Source organism: Sphingosinicella sp. (assembly GCF_041916975.1).
Classification (GTDB): Bacteria; Pseudomonadota; Alphaproteobacteria; order Sphingomonadales; family Sphingomonadaceae; genus Sphingosinicella.
Genome location: NZ_JAYRYK010000001.1, coordinates 68,567 through 89,607, shown reverse-complemented (window position 1 = coordinate 89,607; position 21,041 = coordinate 68,567). Strand labels below are relative to the sequence as shown.

Here is a 21,041-nt window from a genome sequence, read left to right as displayed (position 1 = left end):
CCCTCAGCCCTTCATCATGTTGATGTCGTCGACGGCGATGGTGCCGCGGTTGCGGAAATAGATGACGAGGATGGCAAGTCCGATCGCGGCTTCGCCCGCCGCCACGGTGAGCACGAACATCGCGAAGATCTGCCCGACGAGATCGCCGAGGAACGCCGAGAACGCCACGAGATTGATGTTCACCGCGAGCAGGATGAGCTCGATCGACATCAGGATGATGATGACGTTCTTGCGATTGAGAAAGATGCCGAGCACGCCGAGGACGAACAGGATCGCCGCGACGGTGAGATAATGGGTGATACCGATCATTTGAGTTTCACCCCCTCGCCCACGGGCACGCTGACGACATCGACAGCCTCTTCGGGCCGCACGGCATTCTGGCGTGCGATGCTCTGCTTCTTCACGCCGGTGCGCTGGCGGTGCGTCAGCACGATCGCGCCGATCATCGCGGTCAGCAGCACCATGCCCGCCGCCTGGAAGATGTAGACGTATTTCGTGTAGATGAGCGCGCCGAGTGCCTCGGTGTTGGTGACGTCAGCCGCCGCGACCGGCGCCGCGGCAACCGCCTGGGCGCCCGCGCCGAGCGTCCACGCCGTGCCCGCGATCACCAGCTCGGCGAGCAGCACGCCCGCGAGCATTAGCCCGAACGGCATGTAGCGCGCGAAGCCCGATCGCAGCTCCGAAAAGTCGATGTCGAGCATCATGACGACGAACAGGAACAGCACCGCGACCGCGCCCACGTAAACGATCACGAGGATCATCGCGATGAACTCGGCGCCCAAAAGCAGGAACAGGCCGGCAGCGTTGAAGAACGCCAGGATCAGCCAGAGCACGCTGTGCACCGGGTTGCGGGCGAAGATCACCGCCGTTGCCGACAGGACAATAATGCCTGCGAGCATGTAGAAGATGATGGCCTCGATCACGGTTTCGCCCCGCCCCTTTTCATGTCGACCCTCTGTTGCCTGCGGCCGGTTATCGCCACTGCGCGTCCGCCGCAAGGTTGGCGGCGATCGCCGTTTCCCACTGCTCACCGTTCGCCAGCAGCTTCGCCTTGTCGTAGATCAGTTCCTCGCGCGTTTCGGTCGCGAACTCGAAGTTCGGCCCTTCGACGATCGCGTCCACCGGGCAGGCTTCCTGACAGAAGCCGCAGTAGATGCACTTCGTCATGTCGATGTCGTAGCGCGTGGTGCGGCGCGAGCCGTCTTCGCGCGGTTCGGCCTCGATCGTGATCGCCTGCGCCGGGCACACTGCTTCGCAAAGCTTGCACGCGATGCAGCGCTCCTCGCCGTTCGGATAGCGGCGCAGCGCATGCTCACCACGGAAGCGCGGGCTGATCGGCCCCTTCTCGAACGGGTAGTTCAGCGTCGCCTTCGGCTTGAACATGTACTTGAGCGTGAGCGCCATGCCCTGGACGAACTCCAGCAGCAGCATCGATTTGGCAGCGCGGAATATGGCGGTCATGACGCAAACCTGTCTGTGAAGAACATCAGCCACCCGGAAACGAGGAACACCCAGAAGAGCGACAGCGGCAGGAACACCTTCCAGCCAAGGCGCATGAGCTGGTCATAGCGATACCTCGGTACGGTCGCCTTCACCCAGGCGAAGACGAAGAACATGAACGCCATCTTCGCGAGGAACCAGATGAAGCCGGGGATGAGGTAGAGCGGCGCCCAATCGACCGGCGGCAGCCAGCCGCCGAGGAACAGCACCGCGGTCATCGCGCACATCAGGAGGATGTTCGCATACTCACCGAGCCAGAACAGCGCAAAGCTCATCGAGGAATATTCGACCTGATAACCCGCGACGAGCTCGGCTTCCGCTTCGGGAAGATCGAACGGCGGGCGGTTCGTTTCGGCGAGCGCCGAGATAAAGAACACGATGCCCATCGGGAACAGCAGCGGATTGAAGATATTGCCGTTCAGGAACAGGATGTTGGCCTGCTGGCTCATCACGATGTCGCTGAGATTGAACGACGAGGCGTAGAGCACGACGTTGATGATCACGAGCCCGAGCGAGACTTCGTAGGAGACCATCTGCGCCGCCGAGCGGAGGCCGCCGAGGAACGGGTATTTCGAGTTCGACGCCCAGCCCGACATGATGATGCCGTAGACGCCGAGCGAGGACACCGCGAACAGGTAGAGGATGCCGACGTTGATGTCGGCAAGCACCGCGCCCGCATCGAACGGGATCACCGCCCAGCCGATGAGCGCGAGCGTGAAGGTGATCATCGGCGCGAGCAGGAACACGCCCTTGTTGGCACCCGCGGGGATGATGGTTTCCTTGAGGAACACCTTGAGGCCGTCCGCGAAGCTCTGCAGCAGGCCCCACGGGCCGACCACGTTCGGGCCGCGGCGAAGCTGCATCGCCGCCCAGATCTTGCGGTCCGCATAGACCGCGAAGGCGACCGCAATCATCACCGGCAGCGCGATGAGCAGAATGAGGATGAGCGTCGCGACCAGATAGCCGAGGTTCGGCCCGATCAGATCCTGAAAGAACGCCGTCATTATTCAGCCGCCTCCAGCGCGGGGGCACCTTGGATCAGCGTCGAGGAGCAGGCGTGCATCACTTCGGACGCGCGGGCGACCGCATTCGTCAGGTAGAAATCGTGAATGACGCGGCCGATCGGCGCGGTATCAAGCTCACCGCCGCTGCCGAAGTCGATCTCGCCGGAGGCGGGTGCAATGCCTTCCTCGGCAAGATGCGGCCATTCGGCGGCGATGCGGGCGCGGAGCGCGGCAAAGCTGTCGTAGGGCAGCTTGCTCCCCAGCACTTCGGAAAGCGCGCGCAGGATCGCCCAGTCCTCGCGGGCATCGCCCGGCGCGAACACCGCGCGGTAGGCGCGCTGCACGCGGCCTTCCATGTTGACGTAGGTGCCATCCTTCTCGGCGAAGCTCGCCGAGGGCAGGATGACATCGGCACCGCGTGCGCCGAGATCGCCGTGATGGCCGATGTAGACCTTGAAGACGCCTTCGAGATCCGTGTCGATTTCGTCCGCGCCGTGCACGATGAGCGCCTTGAGTCCGCCGCCGAGCACTTCGGCGATGCCGCCGTCATGCGTGAAGCCGATGTCGAGGCCGCCGACGCGCGAGGCCGCCGTGTGGAGGACGTTGAAGCCTTCCGCACCCATCTTCGCCGTTTTCGCAATCTTGCCGAGCGCGGCGAGGATCGCGGGCGCGTCGCCGCGCGTGAGCGCTGCGGCGCCGACGATGATCGCAGGCTTGGTCGCGCTCTTCAGCGCGTCAGCCGCCGCCTTCGGCAGCTTGCCGAGCACGGACGCGCCATCGCCGAGCTGCGTGACCGGATAGGTGAGATCGACCTCCGGCCCCACGTTGAAGACCTTGGCGCCCTTCTTCACGACCGCCTTGCGGAGGCGCGTGTTGACGAGCGGCGCATCCCAGCGCGGGTTCGCGCCGACGAGGAGCACAACGTCCGCGTCCTCAATCCCCGCGATGCCGGAGTTGAAGCGGTATGCACCCGCGCCGCCGGCGGGCAGCGCCATGCCGTCCGTGCGGCACTCGAACCGGTCCGAGCCGAGCGACTTCATCAGGTCCTTGAGCGCGACCATCGATTCCACGTCGAGCAGTTCGCCCGCCACCGCGCCGATCTGGTTGCCGCTGAGGTCGGAAAGGCCGACTTTCACGGCGTTGAAGGCTTCCGCCCACGACGCAGCCTCAAGCTTGCCGCCGCGCCGCACATAGGGCCTGTCGAGGCGGCGCTTGGAAAGACCGAGCGGCGCGTAGCGCGTCTTGTCCGACGCCCATTCCTCGTTCACGTCGTCGTTCACGCGCGGCAGCACGCGCAGCACGGCGGGGCCGCGCGCATCGATGCGGATGTTGGTGCCGACGGCGTCCATCACGCAGATGCCGCTCGTTTTCGTCAGTTCCCACGGCCGCGCCTCGAACGCATAGGGCTTCGAGGTGAGCGCGCCGACGGGGCAGAGATCGATGACGTTGCCCGAAAGCTCCGACTTCACCGCCGCTTCGAGGTACGAGGTGATCTGCATGTTCTCGCCGCGATAGAGCGCGCCGATCTCGTCGGTACCCGCCACTTCCTCGGCGAAGCGCACGCAGCGCGTGCAATGGATGCAGCGTGTCATGGCCGTCTTGATGATCGGCCCCATGTACTTCTCGGTGACTGCGCGCTTGTTTTCCGTGTAGCGCGTGCGGCCGCGACCGTAGGCGACCGACTGGTCCTGCAGGTCGCACTCGCCGCCCTGATCGCAGATCGGGCAATCGAGCGGGTGGTTGATGAGCAGGAACTCCATCACGCCTTCGCGCGCCTTCTTCACCAGGGCGCTGTCGGTGCGGACCTCCTGCCCCTCGGCGGCGGGAAGCGCGCATGAGGCCTGCGGCTTCGGCGGTCCCGGCTTCACCTCGACGAGGCACATGCGGCAGTTGCCGGCGATCGAAAGCCGTTCGTGATAGCAGAAGCGCGGGATTTCCTTACCCGCAGCCTCGCACGCCTGAAGCACGGTGGCTCCGGCGGGGACTTCGACCTCGATGCCGTCGACGGTGAGTTTGGGCATCAGACTTTCCTACTCTGCCGCCACGGCAAGGGCTGCGCCCCGGCGTTCGTTGATGCGGCGCTCAAGTTCCGGGCGGAAATGGCGGATGAGGCCCTGGATCGGCCAGGCCGCCGCGTCGCCGAGCGCACAGATCGTGTGTCCCTCGACCTCGGTGGTGACGTCGAGCAGCGTATCGATTTCCGAAAGGTCCGCGTCGCCGGTGCGCAGACGCTCCATCACGCGCCACATCCAGCCGGTGCCTTCGCGGCAGGGCGTGCATTGCCCGCAGCTTTCGTGCTTGTAGAAATACGAGATGCGGCTGATGGCGCGGACGATGTCCGTGGACTTGTCCATCACGATCACCGCCGCCGTGCCGAGGCCGGACTTCAGTTCACGGAGGCCGTCGAAGTCCATCGGGGCGTCCATGATCTGTTCGGCGGGCACGAGCGGAACGGAAGAGCCGCCGGGGATCACCGCGAGCAGATTGTCCCAGCCGCCGCGAATGCCGCCGCCGTGTTTATCGATCAGCTCGCGGAAGCTGATGCCCATCGTTTCTTCAACGACGCACGGCGTGTTCACGTGGCCGGAGATCTGGAAGAGCTTGGTGCCGAGGTTGTTCGGGCGGCCGAAGCCCGCGAACCACTCCGCGCCGCGCCGCAGGATCGTCGGGACCACGGCGATGCTCTCGACATTGTTCACCGTCGTCGGGCAACCGTAGAGGCCTGCGCCCGCCGGGAACGGCGGTTTCAGGCGCGGCTGGCCCTTCTTGCCTTCGAGGCTTTCAAGCAGTGCCGTTTCCTCACCGCAGATGTACGCGCCCGCGCCGCGATGCACGTAAACGTCGAAATCATAGCCCGAACCGCAGGCGTTCTTGCCGATCAGCCCCTTGTCGTAGGCCTGTTCCACGGCGGCAAACAGCGTCTCCGCCTCGCGAATGAACTCGCCGCGAATGTAGATGTACGCAGCCTTCGCGCGCATCGCGAACCCGGCGATGAGCGCGCCTTCGATCAGCTTGTGCGGATCGTGGCGGATGATCTCGCGGTCCTTGCACGACCCGGGCTCGGACTCGTCGGCGTTGATGACGAGGTAGGACGGGCGATCCTCGCGCGGTTCCTTCGGCATGAAGGACCATTTGAGGCCGGTGGGGAAGCCCGCGCCGCCGCGCCCGCGAAGGCCCGACGCCTTCACCTGCTCGATGATCCAGTCCTGCCCCTTGGCGAGGAAATCCTTGGTGCCGTCCCAGTCGCCGCGCTTCAGCGCGCCTTTGACGCCCCAATCCTGGAACCCGTAGAGGTTCGTGAAAATCCGGTCCTTGTCCTCAAGCGGCGCAATGGTCATGCCATGAACTCCTTGAGAACACGGGGTCCGCCGACGGGGGCGCTGTTCTGGCGCTCGATCTGTGGGCCCGGCTTCGGCGTCTTGCCGGCAGCAAGGTCTTCGAGAATGCGCGTCATGCTCGCGTAGTCGAGGTCTTCGAAATTGTCGTCGTTGATCTGCACCATCGGCGCGTTCGCGCAGGTGCCCATGCATTCGACCTCGGTGAGCGTGAAAAGGCCGTCTTCGGTCGTGTGGCCCTTGGCGAGCCCCTTGTCCTTGCACGCCTGCATCACGTCGTCGGAGCCGCGCAGCATACAGGGCGTCGTCCCGCAGACCTGCACGTGATGGCGACCGACGGGCGCGAGGTTGTACATCGTGTAGAAGGTCGCGACTTCGAGCACGCGAATGTACGGCATCCCGAGCATCCCCGCGATGAACTCGATCACCGGGATCGGCAGCCAGCCCTGCGTCTTCGTCTGCGCGCCGACCTGGCGCTGCGCGAGATCGAGGAGCGGCATCACGGCGGATTGCTTCCGCACCTCCGGATAGCGCGCAAGGATCACCTTCACGCGCTTGGCGTTCTCAGGAGTCCAATCGAAGCCGTCGAACGCATGATGCTGTTCGGGCGTTGCTGAAGCGGCGTGACTCACCGGTCGACCTCACCGAAAACGATATCGAGACTGCCGAGCACGGCGGGCGCGTCGGCGAGCATGTGGCCCTTGCAGAGGAAATCCATCGCCTGCAGGTGCGAAAAGCCTGTTGGGCGGATCTTGCAGCGGTACGGCTTGTTGGTGCCGTCGGCCACCATGTAGATGCCGAACTCGCCCTTGGGGCTTTCCGTTGCGACGTACACCTCGCCCGCCGGAACGTGGAAGCCTTCCGTGTAGAGCTTGAAGTGGTGAATGAGCGCCTCCATCGAGCGCTTCATCTCGCCGCGCTTCGGCGGCACCACCTTGCGGTCGAGGCTGGCGACCGGGCCTTCCGGCATTTCCTGGAGGCACTGCTTGATGATGCGCAGCGACTGCTTCATCTCTTCGATGCGGACCATGAAACGGTCGTAGCAATCGCCGTTCTTGCCGACCGGCACATCGAATTCCATGCGGTCGTAAACGTCGTAGGGTTGCGACTTGCGGAGGTCCCACGGCAGGCCGGAGCCGCGAATGCAGGGGCCAGAGAAGCCCCATGCCACCGCGTCCTGCTCGCTGATGATGCCGATATCGACATTGCGCTGCTTGAAGATGCGGTTGTCGCAGATCAGCGCCTCGAAGTCGGCGAGCGCCTTCGGGAAGGCATCGGCCCAGTCGGCGATGTCCGCGATCAGCTTCGGTGGCAGGTCCTGATGGACGCCGCCCGGACGGAAGTATGCCGCATGGAAGCGCGCGCCCGATGCCCGCTCATAGAAGCCGAGCAGCTCCTCGCGCTCCTCGAACAGCCACAGGATCGGCGTCAGCGCGCCGACATCCATCGCGTGCGCGGTGGTGTTGAGGATGTGGTTGGCGATGCGCGTCAGCTCCGCGAACAGCACGCGGATATACTGGGCGCGCAGCGGCACCTCGATATCGAGCAGCTTCTCGATCGCGAGCACATAGCTGTGCTCCATGGACATCGGCGACACGTAGTCGAGCCGGTCCATGTAGGGCAGCGCCTGCAGATAGGTCTTGTATTCGATCAGCTTCTCGGTGCCGCGGTGGAGCAGGCCCACGTGCGGGTCGCAGCGCTCGATGATCTCGCCGTCCAGCTCCATCACGAGACGGAGCACGCCGTGCGCCGCCGGGTGCTGCGGGCCGAAGTTGATCGTGTAGTTCTGGATTTCGACGTCAGGCGTCGTGGTTGCGACGTCGGCCATCAGACAGCCTTCCCTTCCGCCTTCTCATCGCCCGGCAGCACGTATTCGGCTCCTTCCCAAGGGCTCATGAAGTCGAAGCTGCGGAAATCCTGCGCGAGCTTCACGGGCTCGTAGACGACACGCTTGTGCTCTTCGGAGTAGCGCAGCTCGACATAGCCGGTGAGCGGGAAGTCCTTGCGGAACGGGTGCCCGGTGAAGCCGTAATCGGTGAGGATGCGGCGATGGTCCGGGTTGCCGTCGAAACGGACGCCGTACATGTCCCACACTTCGCGCTCCAGCCAGCCCGCGACCGGCCACAGATCGACGACGGACGGCACCGCGTGCTTCTCGTCGGTCAGCGTCTTCACGCGGATGCGGCGGTTCTTCGTCAGAGACAGCAGGCAGTAATTGACCTCGAAGCGCTCCGGGCGCTCCGGGTAGTCGACGCCAGCGATCTCCATCAGCTGCTGGTATTCAAGACCGGGCGTGTCGCGCAGCGCTTCGAGCGCCTTGTAGAGATCGCGGCGATGAACGGTCAGCGTCACCTCGAAGGCGTGCTCGGTCGCATCAACAACGAGGTCGCCAAGCGCGGCGCGCGCGGCGTCGATGACACCGTCGTCGGAGGACGTGCGGGGCGCGGGGCTTTTCATCGTTCGAATGTTCCCACCCGGCGGATCTTCCGCTGCAGCTGCAGGATGCCGTAAAGCAGCGCTTCTGCGGTCGGCGGGCAGCCCGGCACATAGATGTCCACGGGCACGATGCGATCGCAGCCGCGTACCACCGAATAGCTGTAGTGGTAGTAGCCGCCGCCGTTGGCGCAGCTGCCCATCGAGATGACGTAGCGCGGCTCCGACATCTGGTCGTAAACGCGCCGCAGCGCCGGGGCCATCTTGTTGCAGAGCGTGCCCGCGACGATCATCACGTCCGACTGGCGCGGAGATGCGCGCGGCGCGGCGCCGAAACGCTCAAGGTCGTAGCGCGGCATACTCGAATGCATCATCTCGACCGCGCAGCAGGCAAGGCCGAAGGTCATCCACCACAGCGAGCCGGTGCGCGCCCAGTGGAACAGCTCCTCGGTCGAGGTCACGAGGAAGCCCTTGTTCGAGACCTCGTTGTTGATGTCGTCGACGAAGCCCTGTTCCGGCATGATGATGCCAGAAGCCGAACCGGTGCCGGCAGGCGCCATTTGGGTCTCTACTCCCATTCCAGCGCGCCCTTCTTCCATTCGTAGATGAAGCCGATCGTAAGGATGCCGAGGAACACCATCATCGACGCCCAACCGAACACGCCCGTCGCACCGAGGCTGACCGCCCACGGGAACAGAAACGCGACCTCAAGGTCGAAGATGATGAACAGGATCGACACCAGATAGAAGCGCACGTCGAACTGGCGGCGCGCGTCTTCGAAGGCGGGGAAGCCGCATTCGTACTCGGCAAGCTTGTTGGGGTCCGGCTTGTTGGTCCCGGTAAGGTTCGAAACGAGCACCGGAAGGCCGACGAAGACGCCCGAAAGCACCACCGCGACGCCCAGAAACAAGAGGATCGGCAGATATTCCGCCGCGACCGATTGCATACGCGATTCCCTGATATTCGCGGCGCTTTTAGGCGCGTGTCTGCGGGCTTGCAAGGCTGTAAGCCTGCCTTTCGCAATCACTTTGCTGCGCTGCGAAGTGCCCCGCCGATGAGTTTATGCAAACGACTCTGAATAGCACCATTGGAGGCGATGACTTCGCGTCTTTCGATGGCCTTGTCGCCGCCGCGATAGTCGCTGACGAACCCCCCGGCTTCGCGCACAAGGAGGATGCCCGCACCCACATCCCAGCTGTTGAGGCCCGCTTCCCAGTAGCCGTCGTAACGACCCGCCGCGACCCATGCGAGGTCGAGCGCCGCCGATCCGAAGCGCCGGATACCTGCGACATTTGGCGCCACGGCCTGCAGGATCGAATCGAACTGTTCGAAATCGCCGTGCCCTCGGAACGGAATGCCCGTCGCGATAAGGCAATCGCCGAGGTCCTTGCGCGCCGAAACGCGCAGGCGCTGGTTCTGAAGCCAGGCCCCCCTGCCCGCTTCCGCCCAGAAGCTCTCGTCTGTCATCGGCTGATAGACGAGGCCCGAAATGATCTGGCCGTCCTGCTCCGCCGCGATGGTGATCGCGAAGTGCGGGATGCCGTGCAGGAAGTTCGACGTGCCGTCGAGCGGATCGACGATCCAGCGCGGACGCGAGGGATCGCCTTCGATCTCGCCGCCCTCTTCCAGCACCAGCCCCCAGTCCGGGCGTGCCTGCCGCAGGATCTCGACAATGGTGCGCTCGGCCGCGCGGTCGGCGTTGGACACGAAGTCCGACGGACCTTTGCGGGAGACCTGAAGCTGGGCCACCTCATTGAAATCACGGCGCAGCCGCGGCGCAGCCTTGCGCGCGGCCTTGTCCATGATGGTGATGAGGGCGGAATGGGCTGGCATGGTGTTTCCGATCAGTCCGCGCGGCGAACGTAGGTCTGTTCGTAGACGTCGACGACGATGCGCGTGCCCGATGCGATGTGCGGCGGCACCATGATGCGCACGCCGTTATCGAGCACGGCGGGCTTGTAGCTGGAAGAGGCCGTCTGGCCCTTCACCACGGCGTCGGCTTCCACGATCGTGGCCTCGACCTGATCGGGCAGCTGCACGGAAAGCGGCTTCTCTTCATAGAGTTCCATCACGACGTCCATGCCGTCCTGCAGGAACGCGGCGGCATCGCCGAGCAGGTCCTGCGGCAGCGAGACCTGCTCGTAGGTCTCCTTGTCCATGAAGGTCAGCATGTCGCCTTCGGCATAGAGGAACTGGAAGTCCTTCGTATCAAGGCGAACGCGCTCCACCGTCTCCGACGAACGGAAGCGGACGTTGGTCTTGCGACCGTCGACGAGGTTCTTCAGTTCCACCTGCATATAGGCGCCGCCCTTGCCGGGCTGCGTATGCTGGATCTTGACGGCGCGCCACAGCCCGCCTTCATATTCGATGATATTGCCGGGACGAATGTCCACGCCGCTGATCTTCATGGGTGCGTTCCTGAGAAAGAAAGGTCGCGCGGCTTCTATCAGCGCGCGGGCATCTGCTCAAGAAGTCTACTTAAGGATGCTCTGAAACGCCTTTACGCCCGCCCCTACGCCTTCCGGATGTGCCCATACAGCACTGGAAACCGCCAGAAAGTCCGCACCCGCCGCGACCAGCGGCGCTGCGTTCTCCGGAGTGATACCGCCGATGGCCACACAGGGGATTTCGCTGATCGTCGTCCACCACGAGAGGATCGACGGATCGGGGCGGTGCGTCGTCACCTTGGTGGCGGTGGGATAGAAGGCGCCGAACGCCACATAGTCCGCGCCTGCCTCGCCCGCTTCCATCGCGAAGTGGCGGCTGTCGTGGCAAGTGACGCCGATCTGCGCATCGTGGCCGAGCAGGCTGCGCGCTACCGAGACGCTGCCGTCCGTCTGGCCAAGGTGGACGCCATCGGCGCCCAGTTCCTTCGCAAGGTCCGCGCGGTCGTTGAGGATGAAGGCGACATCATAAGCCGCGAGGATCGGCTTCAAGGCCGCCCCTGCACGCAGGATTTCCATGTCCTCCACGCCCTTCAGCCGAAGCTGGAACGCCGCCACTGGACCAGCGTCGAGCGCGGCCTTCAGCTTTTCGGGAAAACCCGGATCGTAGCGCTCAGGGGAGATCAGATAGAGCTGGCACGGCGGCCGCGCATCCTGCTCGAAACGGTCGGCGAAACCGGGATCGAGCGCAACATCGTCATCGTTCATCATTCAGCATCCACAACGGCAATCAGAAAACCGTCCCAGCCCTTGGTGCCCACGGTCTGGATCGCCGTCGCGCTGAGGCGCGGCTCGGCGGCGACGGCATCGAACAGCGCGCGCGTGCCGATGATCGCCTCGTCGGCACTCGACGCGTCCGTTACACGTCCTTCGCGTACCACATTGTCCACGACGATAAGCCCGCCGGGTCGGGCCAGCGCGAGCGCGGCTTTCAGGTAAGCGACGTTGTTCGGCTTGTCGGCGTCGATGAACACGAGGTCGAACGGCCCCTCGCCTTCGGCTTCCATGTGGGACAGCGTCTCCACGGCCGCACCGACGCGGATTTCGACCTTGTCGCCAACGCCTGCTGCATCAAGGTTCGCGCGGGCAACCTCGGCGTGGTGCGGGTCGATTTCCAGCGTGACAAGAGCGCCGTGGCCGGGAAGCGCGCGGGCAAGCCAGATCGTCGAATAACCGCCGAGCGTGCCGACCTCCAGAATCCGCCACGCACCGATGGAACGCGCCAGAATGTGGAGCAGCTTGCCCTGCACTGCCGACACGTCGATGGACGGCAGGTGCTGGGCAGCGTTGCGGGCAAGGGCCTCGTCCAGCGCCGTATCGTCTCCGATCAAACGATCGGCGATGTAGGCGTCGACCTCGGCCCAGCCCGCTGACACAGGCCCTATTCCTTGCCCTTGTAGATGTTCACCAGCTTCGCGAGCATCGCCATCGCCTCGTCGCGCGGACGCTGGAATGTGTTGCGGCCGATGATCGAGCCGTTGCCGCCGCCGTCGCGGATGTCGCGCGCGTCCTGATAGACGGCATCCGCACCCTTCGCGGCGCCGCCCGAGAAGACGACGATGCGGCGGCCGTTGAAGCACGACTTCACAACATGCGACACGCGCTTCGCCTGCGTCGAGCTGTCCAGCTTCTCGTACGCCTTCTGCGCGTCCTTCTGTTCGATGTGCGCGGTCGGCAGCTTCACCTTGATGATGTGCGCGCCCAGCAGCGCCGCCATGTGCGCCGCGTAGGCGCCGACGTCGAGCGCAAGCTCGCCGTCCTTCGAAAGGTTGCCGCCGCGCGGGTACGACCAGATCACGGTCGCGATGCCCACCGACTTCGCTTCGGCGGACATTTCGCGGATCTCTTCCATCATGTCGAACACCTCGTCGGCGCCCGGATAGATGGTGAAGCCGATCGCCGAACAGCCGAGGCGCAGCGCGTCGTCCACCGTGCCGGTGACGGCCTGGTTGATCGAGGTCGCCCACGAGTTCGATGAGTTCACCTTGAGGATCGTCGGGATCTGGCCCGCGAACGTGTCGGCGCCCGCCTCGATCATGCCGAGCGGCGCGGCATAGGCCGAAAGCCCTGCGTCGATCGCGATCTGGAAGTGATAGTGCGGGTCGTACGCCGGTTCGTTGACCGCGAAGCTGCGTGCCGGGCCGTGTTCGAAGCCCTGATCGACGGGGAGGATGATGAGCTTGCCGGTGCCGCCGAGCTGGCCCTGCATCAGGATGCGGGCGAGGTTCGCCTTCGTGCCGGGGTTGTCGCTTTCATAGTTGGAAAGGATGGCCTTCACGGCTTTCGTGATCTTCATGCGTCGTCCTCGTCGCTTGAGTATTCTGGGCTGGATTATTCCGGTTGCCGCGCGTGATACAGAAGAGGGCCGCGCATCGCAACGACCTCGCGCGTGGATTCAGGATGCCGGGTTAGTTGAGCGCGGCGAGCGTGAACTGGGCTTCGGCACGGCCGAGCACCATGGTCCAGAAGCGGCCCTTGGTGGGCGAGCAGGCATAGCCGATGCCGACATCGGTGACGTCTTCGAGCATCATGTTGTCGCGGTGCCCGGGGCTCCTGTCCCACGCGACGACCACGGCCGCGGACGTCGGCAGGTTCCACGCAACGTTCTCGGCGCGCGGCACGCCGTCAAAGCGCGCGCGCTCGGCGCGGTCGACGAAGTTGCTGCCATCGGAGCCGCTGTGCGAAAGCTTGCCCCATCCCGCGAGATCATCGGAATGACGCTGTGCCGCACGGGTGAGCGCCATGTTGGGACGCACCGGCGAAAGGCCCTGCGCACGGCGCAGGTCGTTGAGCGCGGCAACGGCCTCGACAGGGTTCACGTCGCCCGCCGCGCACCAGCTGTGCTTTGCGACCGCAACGGTCGAAAAGCCGGCGGCCATGGCCGGCGTGGCGATCAGGAATGCAGCAGTGGCGAGACGCATAAGCATGGCACCGACCTTCGCCCGTAAGGCTTAAGGTCGGGTTTTAAGAAAAGGTTAATTTCCCGCTTACCATAGCTGAAGTGACGCATCGCCGCGACAAAACCGGGTTCGTTACGCCCGCAGCGCCTCCACGCCCGGCAGCGCCTTGCCTTCCATCCATTCGAGGAAGGCGCCGCCAGCGGTCGAGACAAAGCTGAAACTCTCCGCCACACCCGCGTGGTTGAGCGCCGCGACCGTATCGCCGCCGCCTGCCACCGAAACGAGGCTTCCGGCTTCGGTAAGCGCCGCCGCCGTGCGCGCGAGCGCCACCGTGGCCGCATCGAACGGCTCCAGTTCGAACGCACCGAGCGGCCCGTTCCACACCAGCGTCCGGCAGGTCTTGAGCGCGTCCGAAAGTGCCTCGACAGCAGCGGGGCCAACGTCGAGGATCATCTCGTCCGCCCCCACCTCGTGCACGTTCACGGTCCGGTTCGCGGCGTTCGCCTTGAATTCCTTCGCCACGACGACGTCGTACGGCAGGTGCACGGTGCAGCGCGCCGCGTCCGCCTTGGCGAGGATGCCGAGCGCGGTCTCCTTGAGATCGTGCTCGCAAAGCGACTTGCCGACATCGACACCCTTCGCGGCAAGGAAGGTGTTCGCCATGCCGCCGCCGATGATCAGGTGATCGACCTTGCTGACAAGGTTGTTGAGCACATCGAGCTTCGACGACACTTTCGCGCCGCCGACAACCGCCGCGACAGGCCGTTCAGGCTCGCCAAGTGCGGCTTCCAGGTGCTCCAGCTCTGCCTGCATGGAACGGCCCGCATAGGCGGGAAGCACGTGCGCCAGCCCCTCTGTGGAGGCGTGCGCACGGTGCGCGGCGGAAAAGGCGTCGTTGACGTAAAGGTCGCCGAGCTTCGCGATGGCGGCGACGAGCGCCGGATCGTTCTTCTCTTCGCCCGCCTCGAAGCGCGTGTTCTCAAGCACCGCGATTTCGCCCGCCGCCATCAGACCCACAGCCTGTTCGGCCGCCGGCCCCTTGCACTCGGTGACGAAACCCACCGTGCGACCGAGCACCTTCGCAAGCGCGCTCGAGATTGGCGACAGGCTGAGCATCGGGTCTTCGCCCTTCGGACGCCCGAAGTGCGAGAGCACCAGCACGATCGCGCCTTTGTCGGCGAGTTCGGCGATGGTCGGCTGCGCCGCACGAAGGCGCGTGTCGTCGCTGACCTTGCCGTCCTGCATCGGCACATTGAGATCGGCACGAACGAGGACGCGCTTGCCGCGCACGTCCCCGATATCGTCGAGCGTCCGGAACTTCGCCATGGTTAGAGGAACGCCGCCATCGCTTTGGCGGTGTCGACCATGCGGTTCGAGAAGCCCCACTCGTTGTCGTACCACGAAACGACGCGGACGAGCTTGCCTTCAAGCACGGCGGTTTCAAGGCTGTCGATGGTCGAAGATGCAGCGGTGTGCTGATAGTCGATCGAAACCAGCGGCTCGTCCGAATAGCAGAGGATGCCCTTCAGCGGGCCGGATTCAGACGCCGCCTTCAGGATCGCGTTCACTTCGTCCTTCGTCGTGTCGCGCTTCGGCGTGAAGGTCAGATCGACGAGGCTGACGTCGGGCGTCGGCACGCGGATCGCCGAACCGTCGAGCTTGCCCTTCAGTTCGGGAAGCACCTCGCCGACGGCGCGCGCGGCGCCGGTCGTGGTCGGGATCATCGACATAGCGGCAGCGCGGGCACGGCGCGGATCGTCGTGGATCTGGTCGAGGATCTTCTGGTCGTTCGTGTAGGCGTGCACCGTCGTCATCAGGCCGCGTTCGATGCCGAGCGCATCGTTCAGCACCTTGGCGACCGGCGCGAGGCAGTTCGTCGTGCAGCTCGCGTTCGACACGATCTTGTGATCGGCCGAGAGCTTGTCGTTGTTCACGCCGAAAACGACCGTGAGGTCGACGTTCTTGCCCGGCGCGGAGATCAGCACGCGCTTGGCGCCCGCCGCCATGTGCTTCTCAGCCGAAGCGCGGTCCGTGAAGAATCCGGTGCATTCGAGCGCGATGTCGACGCCGTTCGCGGCGTGCGGCAGGTTCGCCGGGTCGCGTTCGGCCGAAACCTTGATGCGCTTGCCGTCGATGATGAGATCGTTGCCGTCCACCTCGACCGTGCCCGCCCACGTGCCGTGCACGGAATCGCGCTTGAACAGCAGGGCGTTCGACTTGGCGTCGGACAGGTCGTTGATCGAAACCAGCTCCAGCCCGCTTTCCGGACGCTCCAGAATGGCCCGCGCCACGAGGCGCCCGATGCGGCCGAATCCGTTGATCGAAACCTTCGCCATGTCTTCCGTACTCCTGTTCCTAATTTAAGCGAGCTTCCCCCGAACCGCCTTCGCGATCGCGTCGGCGGTCAATCCGAACTTCTCATACAAGGCTTCGGCGGGCGCGGAAGCGCCGAAGCGGTCGATGCCGAGCCGCAGACCCTTGCGGCCCGTGTAGCGTTCCCAGCCGATCGTTGTCCCGGCTTCGACCGAAACAATGAGCGCGTCTTCCGGCAGGATATCGGCCTGATAGGCGTCGCTCTGCAGATCGAAAAGCTCCCAGCAGGGCATCGAGACGACGTCGCAGCCGATGCCTGCCGCTTCGAGCTGGTCGGCAGCGTCGAGCGCGGCCTGCACTTCGGAGCCGGTCGCGAGGAACACGACCTTGCGCGCGGCAGAGGCAGCGCGCAGCCGATAGGCGCCCTTCGCGGAGAGGTTCTCGCCGGCTTCCGTCCGCACCTGCGGCAGGTTCTGGCGGGAGAGAGCAAGCACCGTGGGGCCGCTGTCGTTTTCAAGCGCAAGCGCCCAGCACTCGGCTGTCTCCACGACGTCAGCCGGGCGCATCACGAGCACGTTCGGCATCACGCGCAGGCTCATCACGTGCTCGATCGGCTGGTGCGTCGGGCCGTCTTCGCCGAGCCCGATCGAATCGTGCGTCATCACGTAGATGGCCTGCGCGCGCTGCAGCGCGCTGAGACGGATCGCCGGGCGGCAATAGTCCGTGAACACGAGGAAGGTGCCGCCATAGGGCACGAGACCGCCGTGCAGCGCCATGCCGTTCATCGCGGCGGCCATGCCGAACTCGCGGATGCCGTAATAAACGTAGCGGCCGCCGTAGTTCGCGGCGTCGAGCGTGCCGAGGCCCTTGGTCAGCGTATTGTTGGAGCCGGTGAGATCGGCCGAGCCGCCGATGGTGTTCGGCACGGCGGCGTTGATCGCGCCAAGCGCAAGTTCGCTCGCCTTGCGCGTCGCCACCGTCTGCGGCGCTGCGATCAGCGCGTCGATGTGCGCCTTCAGCGCCGGGCCTGCCGCTTTCAGCGCGGAACCATCCAGCCAGGTCAGGAATTCGGCGTAACCCTCTGCTTTCGCAGCGTTCAGCTTCCAATCGGCGCTGACCTTGGTGCCGCGCGCACCCGAAGTGCGCCACGCATCCAGTATATCGGCCGGGATTTCGAACGGCTCGTGATTCCAGCCGAGCGTCTCGCGCGCCGCCGCAATTTCCGCCGCGCCGAGCGGCGAGCCGTGCGTCGCCGCGGTGCCCTGCTTGTTGGGCGCGCCGTAGCCGATGATCGTGCGGCAGGCGATCAGCGACGGGCGCGGATCGGCCTTCGCCGCGCGCAGTGCTGCGTCAACGCTCGCTGCGTCGTGGCCGTCACAGGAAACGACGTGCCAGCCCGAAGCCTCGTAGCGTGCCTTCACATCCTCCGACGTCGACATCGAGGTCGCGCCGTCGATGGTGATGCGGTTGTCGTCCCAGATCACGTTCAGGCGGCCGAGCTTCAGGTGCCCGGCAAGCCCGATCGCCTCGTGGTTGATGCCTTCCATCAGGCAGCCGTCGCCGGCGATCACCCACGTGTGATGGTCCTGCACGGCGTCGCCGAAGCGCGCGTTGAGGTGACGTTCCGCAAGCGCCATGCCGACGGCGGTGGCGAGGCCCTGCCCGAGCGGGCCGGTCGTCGTTTCCACGCCGGGAAGCTCGAAATTCTCGGGGTGGCCGGCGCACGGGCTGCCGAGCTGGCGGAAGTTCCGGATCTGGTCGAGCGTCGGCTTCTTATAGCCGGTGAGATACAGAAGCGCGTAGATCAGCATCGAGCCGTGACCGGCGGAAAGCACGAAGCGGTCGCGATCAGGCCATTCAGGCCACTGCGGATCGTACTTCAGATGTTGTGTGAAGAGAACCGTCGCGGCATCCGCCATTCCCATCGGCATTCCAGGGTGGCCGGAATTCGCGGCCTGTACGGCATCCATCGCCAGCGCACGGACAGCGTTGGCGAGATCGGCGTGATTGACGGTCATCTTCGGCTGGGTTCCCCAATATTTCGGCCGGGCGGCGAATCGGCGCGCACAATGGAGAGGGGCTTATGCCGCGTCAACGTCATGTCAAGGCATGGCGGCCATGCGCGCATGAAACAGGCGGGAATCCGGCTGAATCGGGATGAATCGCCGAACCGACCCGCGCTTGCCTTGACCGTCATTCGGATTCGTTCTTATGTTCCTCGCCCAAACTGCTGATTTCGGGACTTTTCGGCATGGATCAGATGACCGGTTTCGCGTCGGCGCTGACACGCCTTGAAAGCGCACTCGACAAGCTCGAGCGTGCTGCGGCGGGTGCAGGTGATACCGGCGGCGCGCTCGCTGAACTGGACGCACTGCGCCAGAAGCACCGCCGTCTCAAAGACTCTGCCGAACGCGCCGTCGCCGATCTCGACGTGCTGATCGCGTCGCGGAGCTAGGCGCGTGGGCCAGATCAACGTCACCATCGGCGGCCGTTCCTATCCCCTCGCCTGCCGCGATGGTGAGGAGGAACGGCTGAACCGTCTCGCAGCGCATGTCGACGCCAAGGCGGCCGATCTGCAGGGCGCGCTCGGACAGATGAGCGAGCCGCGCCTGCTGCTGATGTCTGCCATCCTCATCGCCGACGAGTTCTTCGACCTCAAGGAACGCGACCCCTCGCTCGGCGACACGATCGCGACGGGCGCGCTCGAAAAGGCGGCGCAGCGGGTGGAAGCCATTGTCGCAGCCCTTGAGAAGCGGCGCGCCAACGCCTAGATTACTCCACGGCGGATACTGCCTGGTGCGCGCGATGCGAACATCCCTGAGGCGATATCGACATCCAAGGGTGCTGTCCCTGTGCGGATCCTGGTCCGACCATATGGTGCCCACCTGACGTTACTGGCGTCAGAGGATATTCCGGCAAACGGCCGAGGCGGTTCCGCCACCCATTTTTGACCTGTCGCCCGGATTCCCGTTTGCCCACCGCCTTCCCCTTCGACAAGGAAACCCTGCGCCGCGACGCCCGCGCAGCGCGCGCCGCATTCGTGCGCAGCTTGTCCCTTGATGAACGGCAGGCACTGGAAGCCGCGCTCGCCGAACGCACCCTTCCCTTCCTCGCGAACGCCCGCGCCATCGGCAGCTACGTGCCCATGGGCCACGAGATCGATCCCGCTGCGTGCCTCTCCCAGCGCACAGTGCTGCTGCCATGGTTCGCGAGCCGCGATGATGTCATGCGCTTTCGCGTCGCCGTTGGCCCGCTGGAACCCGGCCCCTTCGGCACCATGCAACCGCTCGCCGACGCAGCCGAAGCCGTCCCCGACACGCTCCTCGTCCCCCTCGTCGCGGCCGACATGCACGGCAATCGCATCGGCCAAGGCAAAGGCCACTTCGACCGCGCCCTCGCCGCGCTCCGCGCCGTACAGCCCACGATCGCCATCGGCCTCGCCTGGGACGTGCAGATCCTGGACGCGCTTCCCGCAGACAGCTGGGACCAGCGCCTCGACGCGGTGGTGACACCGACAAGGACGCTCACCGCATGACCGACCCCAAGCCGAGCCTCAGAAAGCCCTTCGGCGTGCTGCTGCTCATCGTCCTGATCGCGATCTATGCCGTCATCGCCGTCGCGGTGGCAGAGCCCGTCACGCGCCTTCACGTGCTTCTTCAACTCCCGATCTGGATCGTACTGGGCATCGCCTGGGTCTTCCCGGCCCGTCCCCTTGTTCGCTGGATAGAAACCGGACGCTTCCGCAAATGACCGATATCGTTGCCCCCGACGCCTGCACCACCATGCCGGAAATCCGCACCGCCATCGACGCGCTCGACCGCGAAATCGTGGCGCTGCTGGCACGGCGGATGCGCTACATCGAGGCGGCAGCGCGCGTGAAAAGCGCGCGGGAAGCCGTGCGGGACGAGGATCGGAAGGCAGACGTAATCGCGAAGGCCTGCGCCGCCGCCGAGGCCCACGACCTCTCCCGCGAGCACGTCGCGGCGATCTATGAACTGCTTGTGGAGCGCTCGATCGCGCATGAGTTCAGGGTCTTCGACAGCATCGAAGCCTGATCTCGTTTCCTGCGGGAAAGCGCCATTTCTGCTTGTATGAAATGGCGCGAGTGACGGGGCTCGAACCCGCGACCTCCGGCGTGACAGGCCGGCACTCTAACCAACTGAGCTACACCCGCGCATTGCTTCGTATTTCGAAAGCCCGGCGTACCTATTGACGGGGTCCGGCGCTGTCAAGAAGCATCTCTGCTATTTCAATTCCGTCTGCAATAAGCTGTGGAAAACTCGCGAAAAACGCCAAAAAAATTTCAGCGCGGCTTTACCGCGAATGCCTGAATCTCGATCTTCGCCCGATCCTCGACGAGCGCCGCGACCTGCACCAGCGCCATCGCCGGGAAGTTCTTGCCCATGGTGTCGCGGTAGGCCGCGCCCACGCCCTTCAGGTTGGCGAGATACTCGGCCTTGTCGGTCACGTACCACGTCATCGAGGTCACGTGCTCCGGCCCCGCCCCGCCTGCCGCCAGCACGGCGACGACGTTCTCGAGCGTCTGCCGAGCCTGCGCCGCGAAATCGTCGGTCTCGAACTGCGCGTTCGCGTTCCAGCCGATCTGGCCGCCCACGAAGATCAAGGTACCCTCGGCAGCGATGCCGTTCGCATAGCCGATCGGCTTCACCCAGCCTTCGGGCTGCAGGGTTTCAAACATTCGAGGTCTCCAGATGCTGTTCAAGGGCCGCGCGCATGTCGTCCGGCCACGGACGCGCGCGGTGGGTATCGGTGTCAGTCGCAACGACGCGCTGCTGTGCGGACCAGAGCAGCGTTTCGCCGCAGGTAATGCGGTGCAGGAAATCGAGCGAGCTGCCGCCCACGCGCTTCACGTCCACCCGGAACTCAAGCAGGTCGCCGTGCACGCCCGGATGGCTGAACGTGATGTCCAGCCGCACCGTCGGTACGGAGATGCGCCGCTCGCCCATCATCACCGGCCATGGCGAGCCGATGGAGGCGAAGAACTCCTCCATCACCCCGACGAGCAGGTTGAGATAGGACGGGAAGTAAGCGATCCCCGAAGGGTCGCAGTCCCCGAACCGCAAGGGCCGAACCGTCGTGAACGCCATGACG

Annotated in this window: 27 protein-coding genes and 1 tRNA gene; 5 read left to right on the top strand and 23 right to left on the bottom strand. The window is 64.9% G+C overall.

Going from position 1 to position 21,041, the window contains the following annotated elements; genetic code table 11:
* Positions 1–3 precede the first annotated feature (3 nt).
* From nuoK to tkt, 20 genes are all read right to left on the bottom strand, one after another.
* Positions 4–309 carry an NADH-quinone oxidoreductase subunit NuoK gene (nuoK, locus tag ACE3TJ_RS00490; RefSeq protein ID WP_374592784.1) on the bottom strand — a complete coding sequence of 102 codons (306 nt, stop codon included), beginning with the start codon at positions 307–309 and terminating at the stop codon, positions 4–6.
* Positions 306–923 (bottom strand): NADH-quinone oxidoreductase subunit J, encoded by a 618-nt coding sequence (locus ACE3TJ_RS00485; protein ID WP_374592782.1) that lies wholly within the window; start codon positions 921–923, stop codon positions 306–308. The genes nuoK and ACE3TJ_RS00485 overlap by 4 nt, the downstream gene beginning before the upstream one ends.
* 49 nt (positions 924–972) lie before the next feature.
* Complete coding sequence (gene nuoI / locus ACE3TJ_RS00480; protein ID WP_121048592.1) at positions 973–1,461, bottom strand: NADH-quinone oxidoreductase subunit NuoI; 489 nt, start codon at positions 1,459–1,461, stop codon at positions 973–975.
* Entirely contained in the window at positions 1,458–2,504 is a 1,047-nt protein-coding gene (nuoH, locus tag ACE3TJ_RS00475) for an NADH-quinone oxidoreductase subunit NuoH (protein WP_374592780.1), read from the bottom strand. Before nuoH ends, nuoI begins: the two co-directional genes overlap by 4 nt.
* Positions 2,504–4,525: an NADH-quinone oxidoreductase subunit NuoG gene (gene nuoG, locus ACE3TJ_RS00470; protein ID WP_374592778.1), complete on the bottom strand. Its 2,022-nt coding sequence runs from the start codon at positions 4,523–4,525 to the stop codon at positions 2,504–2,506. Before nuoG ends, nuoH begins: the two co-directional genes overlap by 1 nt.
* 9 nt (positions 4,526–4,534) lie before the next feature.
* A complete protein-coding gene (gene nuoF / locus ACE3TJ_RS00465; protein WP_374592776.1) occupies positions 4,535–5,842 on the bottom strand; it encodes an NADH-quinone oxidoreductase subunit NuoF in 1,308 nt (435 codons plus the stop codon).
* Positions 5,839–6,471 (bottom strand): NADH-quinone oxidoreductase subunit NuoE, encoded by a 633-nt coding sequence (gene nuoE / locus ACE3TJ_RS00460; protein WP_374592774.1) that lies wholly within the window; start codon positions 6,469–6,471, stop codon positions 5,839–5,841. The genes nuoF and nuoE overlap by 4 nt, the downstream gene beginning before the upstream one ends.
* Entirely contained in the window at positions 6,468–7,667 is a 1,200-nt protein-coding gene (locus tag ACE3TJ_RS00455) for an NADH-quinone oxidoreductase subunit D (RefSeq protein WP_374592772.1), read from the bottom strand. The genes nuoE and ACE3TJ_RS00455 overlap by 4 nt, the downstream gene beginning before the upstream one ends.
* Entirely contained in the window at positions 7,667–8,296 is a 630-nt protein-coding gene (locus ACE3TJ_RS00450; RefSeq protein WP_374592770.1) for an NADH-quinone oxidoreductase subunit C, read from the bottom strand. The genes ACE3TJ_RS00455 and ACE3TJ_RS00450 overlap by 1 nt, the downstream gene beginning before the upstream one ends.
* Complete coding sequence (locus ACE3TJ_RS00445; protein ID WP_374592768.1) at positions 8,293–8,850, bottom strand: NADH-quinone oxidoreductase subunit B family protein; 558 nt, start codon at positions 8,848–8,850, stop codon at positions 8,293–8,295. The genes ACE3TJ_RS00450 and ACE3TJ_RS00445 overlap by 4 nt, the downstream gene beginning before the upstream one ends.
* Entirely contained in the window at positions 8,841–9,218 is a 378-nt protein-coding gene (locus tag ACE3TJ_RS00440) for an NADH-quinone oxidoreductase subunit A (protein ID WP_121048569.1), read from the bottom strand. The genes ACE3TJ_RS00445 and ACE3TJ_RS00440 overlap by 10 nt, the downstream gene beginning before the upstream one ends.
* 77 nt (positions 9,219–9,295) lie before the next feature.
* Positions 9,296–10,105 carry an inositol monophosphatase family protein gene (locus ACE3TJ_RS00435; protein ID WP_374592765.1) on the bottom strand — a complete coding sequence of 270 codons (810 nt, stop codon included), beginning with the start codon at positions 10,103–10,105 and terminating at the stop codon, positions 9,296–9,298.
* A gap of 11 nt (positions 10,106–10,116) precedes the next feature.
* A complete protein-coding gene (gene efp / locus ACE3TJ_RS00430; protein ID WP_339708747.1) occupies positions 10,117–10,680 on the bottom strand; it encodes an elongation factor P in 564 nt (187 codons plus the stop codon).
* Between the two features lie 66 nt (positions 10,681–10,746).
* Positions 10,747–11,427 carry a thiamine phosphate synthase gene (gene thiE, locus ACE3TJ_RS00425; RefSeq protein ID WP_374592762.1) on the bottom strand — a complete coding sequence of 227 codons (681 nt, stop codon included), beginning with the start codon at positions 11,425–11,427 and terminating at the stop codon, positions 10,747–10,749.
* Positions 11,424–12,092 (bottom strand): O-methyltransferase, encoded by a 669-nt coding sequence (locus ACE3TJ_RS00420; protein WP_374592760.1) that lies wholly within the window; start codon positions 12,090–12,092, stop codon positions 11,424–11,426. Before ACE3TJ_RS00420 ends, thiE begins: the two co-directional genes overlap by 4 nt.
* Positions 12,093–12,097: 5 nt before the next feature.
* Positions 12,098–13,012, bottom strand: coding sequence for a class I fructose-bisphosphate aldolase (locus tag ACE3TJ_RS00415; RefSeq protein ID WP_374592758.1), 915 nt, complete (start codon positions 13,010–13,012; stop codon positions 12,098–12,100).
* Between the two features lie 112 nt (positions 13,013–13,124).
* Positions 13,125–13,643, bottom strand: coding sequence for a CAP domain-containing protein (locus ACE3TJ_RS00410; RefSeq protein WP_374592756.1), 519 nt, complete (start codon positions 13,641–13,643; stop codon positions 13,125–13,127).
* A gap of 105 nt (positions 13,644–13,748) precedes the next feature.
* Positions 13,749–14,942 carry a phosphoglycerate kinase gene (gene pgk, locus ACE3TJ_RS00405; protein ID WP_374592754.1) on the bottom strand — a complete coding sequence of 398 codons (1,194 nt, stop codon included), beginning with the start codon at positions 14,940–14,942 and terminating at the stop codon, positions 13,749–13,751.
* Between the two features lie 2 nt (positions 14,943–14,944).
* Positions 14,945–15,952, bottom strand: a complete 1,008-nt coding sequence (gene gap / locus ACE3TJ_RS00400) for a type I glyceraldehyde-3-phosphate dehydrogenase (protein WP_374592752.1) — start codon at positions 15,950–15,952, stop codon at positions 14,945–14,947.
* Positions 15,953–15,976: 24 nt separating this feature from the next.
* Positions 15,977–17,947 carry a transketolase gene (gene tkt, locus ACE3TJ_RS00395; RefSeq protein WP_374592750.1) on the bottom strand — a complete coding sequence of 657 codons (1,971 nt, stop codon included), beginning with the start codon at positions 17,945–17,947 and terminating at the stop codon, positions 15,977–15,979.
* Between the two features lie 233 nt (positions 17,948–18,180).
* Here tkt and ACE3TJ_RS00390 point away from each other — a divergent pair, with 233 nt between their 5' ends.
* The 5 genes from ACE3TJ_RS00390 (at position 18,181) to ACE3TJ_RS00370 (ending at position 19,984) form a co-directional block, all read left to right on the top strand.
* The gene (locus ACE3TJ_RS00390) at positions 18,181–18,384 is read left to right on the top strand and encodes a hypothetical protein (protein WP_374592748.1); all 204 of its coding nucleotides are present in this window, start codon (positions 18,181–18,183) and stop codon (positions 18,382–18,384) included.
* A 4-nt stretch (positions 18,385–18,388) separates the two neighbouring features.
* A complete protein-coding gene (locus tag ACE3TJ_RS00385; protein ID WP_374592746.1) occupies positions 18,389–18,700 on the top strand; it encodes a cell division protein ZapA in 312 nt (103 codons plus the stop codon).
* Between the two features lie 200 nt (positions 18,701–18,900).
* Complete coding sequence (locus tag ACE3TJ_RS00380; protein ID WP_374592744.1) at positions 18,901–19,464, top strand: 5-formyltetrahydrofolate cyclo-ligase; 564 nt, start codon at positions 18,901–18,903, stop codon at positions 19,462–19,464.
* Entirely contained in the window at positions 19,461–19,679 is a 219-nt protein-coding gene (locus tag ACE3TJ_RS00375; RefSeq protein ID WP_374592742.1) for a DUF2842 domain-containing protein, read from the top strand. Before ACE3TJ_RS00380 ends, ACE3TJ_RS00375 begins: the two co-directional genes overlap by 4 nt.
* Complete coding sequence (locus ACE3TJ_RS00370; protein ID WP_374592740.1) at positions 19,676–19,984, top strand: chorismate mutase; 309 nt, start codon at positions 19,676–19,678, stop codon at positions 19,982–19,984. The genes ACE3TJ_RS00375 and ACE3TJ_RS00370 overlap by 4 nt, the downstream gene beginning before the upstream one ends.
* Before the next feature lie 42 nt (positions 19,985–20,026).
* Here the strand turns inward: ACE3TJ_RS00370 and ACE3TJ_RS00365 are convergent.
* The 3 genes from ACE3TJ_RS00365 to ACE3TJ_RS00355 form a co-directional block, all read right to left on the bottom strand.
* A tRNA-Asp gene (locus tag ACE3TJ_RS00365) sits at positions 20,027–20,103 on the bottom strand.
* 129 nt (positions 20,104–20,232) lie between these two features.
* Positions 20,233–20,628, bottom strand: coding sequence for a RidA family protein (locus ACE3TJ_RS00360; protein WP_374592738.1), 396 nt, complete (start codon positions 20,626–20,628; stop codon positions 20,233–20,235).
* A complete protein-coding gene (locus tag ACE3TJ_RS00355) occupies positions 20,621–21,037 on the bottom strand; it encodes an acyl-CoA thioesterase (protein ID WP_374592736.1) in 417 nt (138 codons plus the stop codon). Before ACE3TJ_RS00355 ends, ACE3TJ_RS00360 begins: the two co-directional genes overlap by 8 nt.
* Positions 21,038–21,041 lie beyond the last annotated feature (4 nt).

Excerpts from the sequence above, each read along its gene's own strand:
- nuoG (WP_374592778.1), bottom strand. The coding sequence starts at position 4,525 with ATGCCCAAACTCACCGTCGACGGCATCGAGGTCGAAGTCCCCGCCGGA.
- efp (WP_339708747.1), bottom strand. The coding sequence starts at position 10,680 with ATGAAGATCAGCGGCGTGGACATTCGTCCCGGCAATATCATCGAATAT.
- ACE3TJ_RS00455 (WP_374592772.1), bottom strand. The coding sequence starts at position 7,667 with ATGGCCGACGTCGCAACCACGACGCCTGACGTCGAAATCCAGAACTAC.
- nuoK (WP_374592784.1), bottom strand. The coding sequence starts at position 309 with ATGATCGGTATCACCCATTATCTCACCGTCGCGGCGATCCTGTTCGTC.
- ACE3TJ_RS00375 (WP_374592742.1), top strand. The coding sequence starts at position 19,461 with ATGACCGACCCCAAGCCGAGCCTCAGAAAGCCCTTCGGCGTGCTGCTG.
- nuoI (WP_121048592.1), bottom strand. The coding sequence starts at position 1,461 with ATGACCGCCATATTCCGCGCTGCCAAATCGATGCTGCTGCTGGAGTTC.
- ACE3TJ_RS00445 (WP_374592768.1), bottom strand. The coding sequence starts at position 8,850 with ATGGGAGTAGAGACCCAAATGGCGCCTGCCGGCACCGGTTCGGCTTCT.
- ACE3TJ_RS00410 (WP_374592756.1), bottom strand. The coding sequence starts at position 13,643 with ATGCTTATGCGTCTCGCCACTGCTGCATTCCTGATCGCCACGCCGGCC.
- thiE (WP_374592762.1), bottom strand. The coding sequence starts at position 11,427 with ATGATGAACGATGACGATGTTGCGCTCGATCCCGGTTTCGCCGACCGT.
- gap (WP_374592752.1), bottom strand. The coding sequence starts at position 15,952 with ATGGCGAAGGTTTCGATCAACGGATTCGGCCGCATCGGGCGCCTCGTG.
- ACE3TJ_RS00390 (WP_374592748.1), top strand. The coding sequence starts at position 18,181 with ATGGATCAGATGACCGGTTTCGCGTCGGCGCTGACACGCCTTGAAAGC.
- ACE3TJ_RS00360 (WP_374592738.1), bottom strand. The coding sequence starts at position 20,628 with ATGTTTGAAACCCTGCAGCCCGAAGGCTGGGTGAAGCCGATCGGCTAT.
- ACE3TJ_RS00415 (WP_374592758.1), bottom strand. The coding sequence starts at position 13,012 with ATGAAGATCACGAAAGCCGTGAAGGCCATCCTTTCCAACTATGAAAGC.
- tkt (WP_374592750.1), bottom strand. The coding sequence starts at position 17,947 with ATGACCGTCAATCACGCCGATCTCGCCAACGCTGTCCGTGCGCTGGCG.
- ACE3TJ_RS00355 (WP_374592736.1), bottom strand. The coding sequence starts at position 21,037 with ATGGCGTTCACGACGGTTCGGCCCTTGCGGTTCGGGGACTGCGACCCT.
- ACE3TJ_RS00370 (WP_374592740.1), top strand. The coding sequence starts at position 19,676 with ATGACCGATATCGTTGCCCCCGACGCCTGCACCACCATGCCGGAAATC.
- ACE3TJ_RS00440 (WP_121048569.1), bottom strand. The coding sequence starts at position 9,218 with ATGCAATCGGTCGCGGCGGAATATCTGCCGATCCTCTTGTTTCTGGGC.
- ACE3TJ_RS00435 (WP_374592765.1), bottom strand. The coding sequence starts at position 10,105 with ATGCCAGCCCATTCCGCCCTCATCACCATCATGGACAAGGCCGCGCGC.
- ACE3TJ_RS00450 (WP_374592770.1), bottom strand. The coding sequence starts at position 8,296 with ATGAAAAGCCCCGCGCCCCGCACGTCCTCCGACGACGGTGTCATCGAC.
- nuoF (WP_374592776.1), bottom strand. The coding sequence starts at position 5,842 with ATGACCATTGCGCCGCTTGAGGACAAGGACCGGATTTTCACGAACCTC.
- pgk (WP_374592754.1), bottom strand. The coding sequence starts at position 14,942 with ATGGCGAAGTTCCGGACGCTCGACGATATCGGGGACGTGCGCGGCAAG.
- nuoH (WP_374592780.1), bottom strand. The coding sequence starts at position 2,504 with ATGACGGCGTTCTTTCAGGATCTGATCGGGCCGAACCTCGGCTATCTG.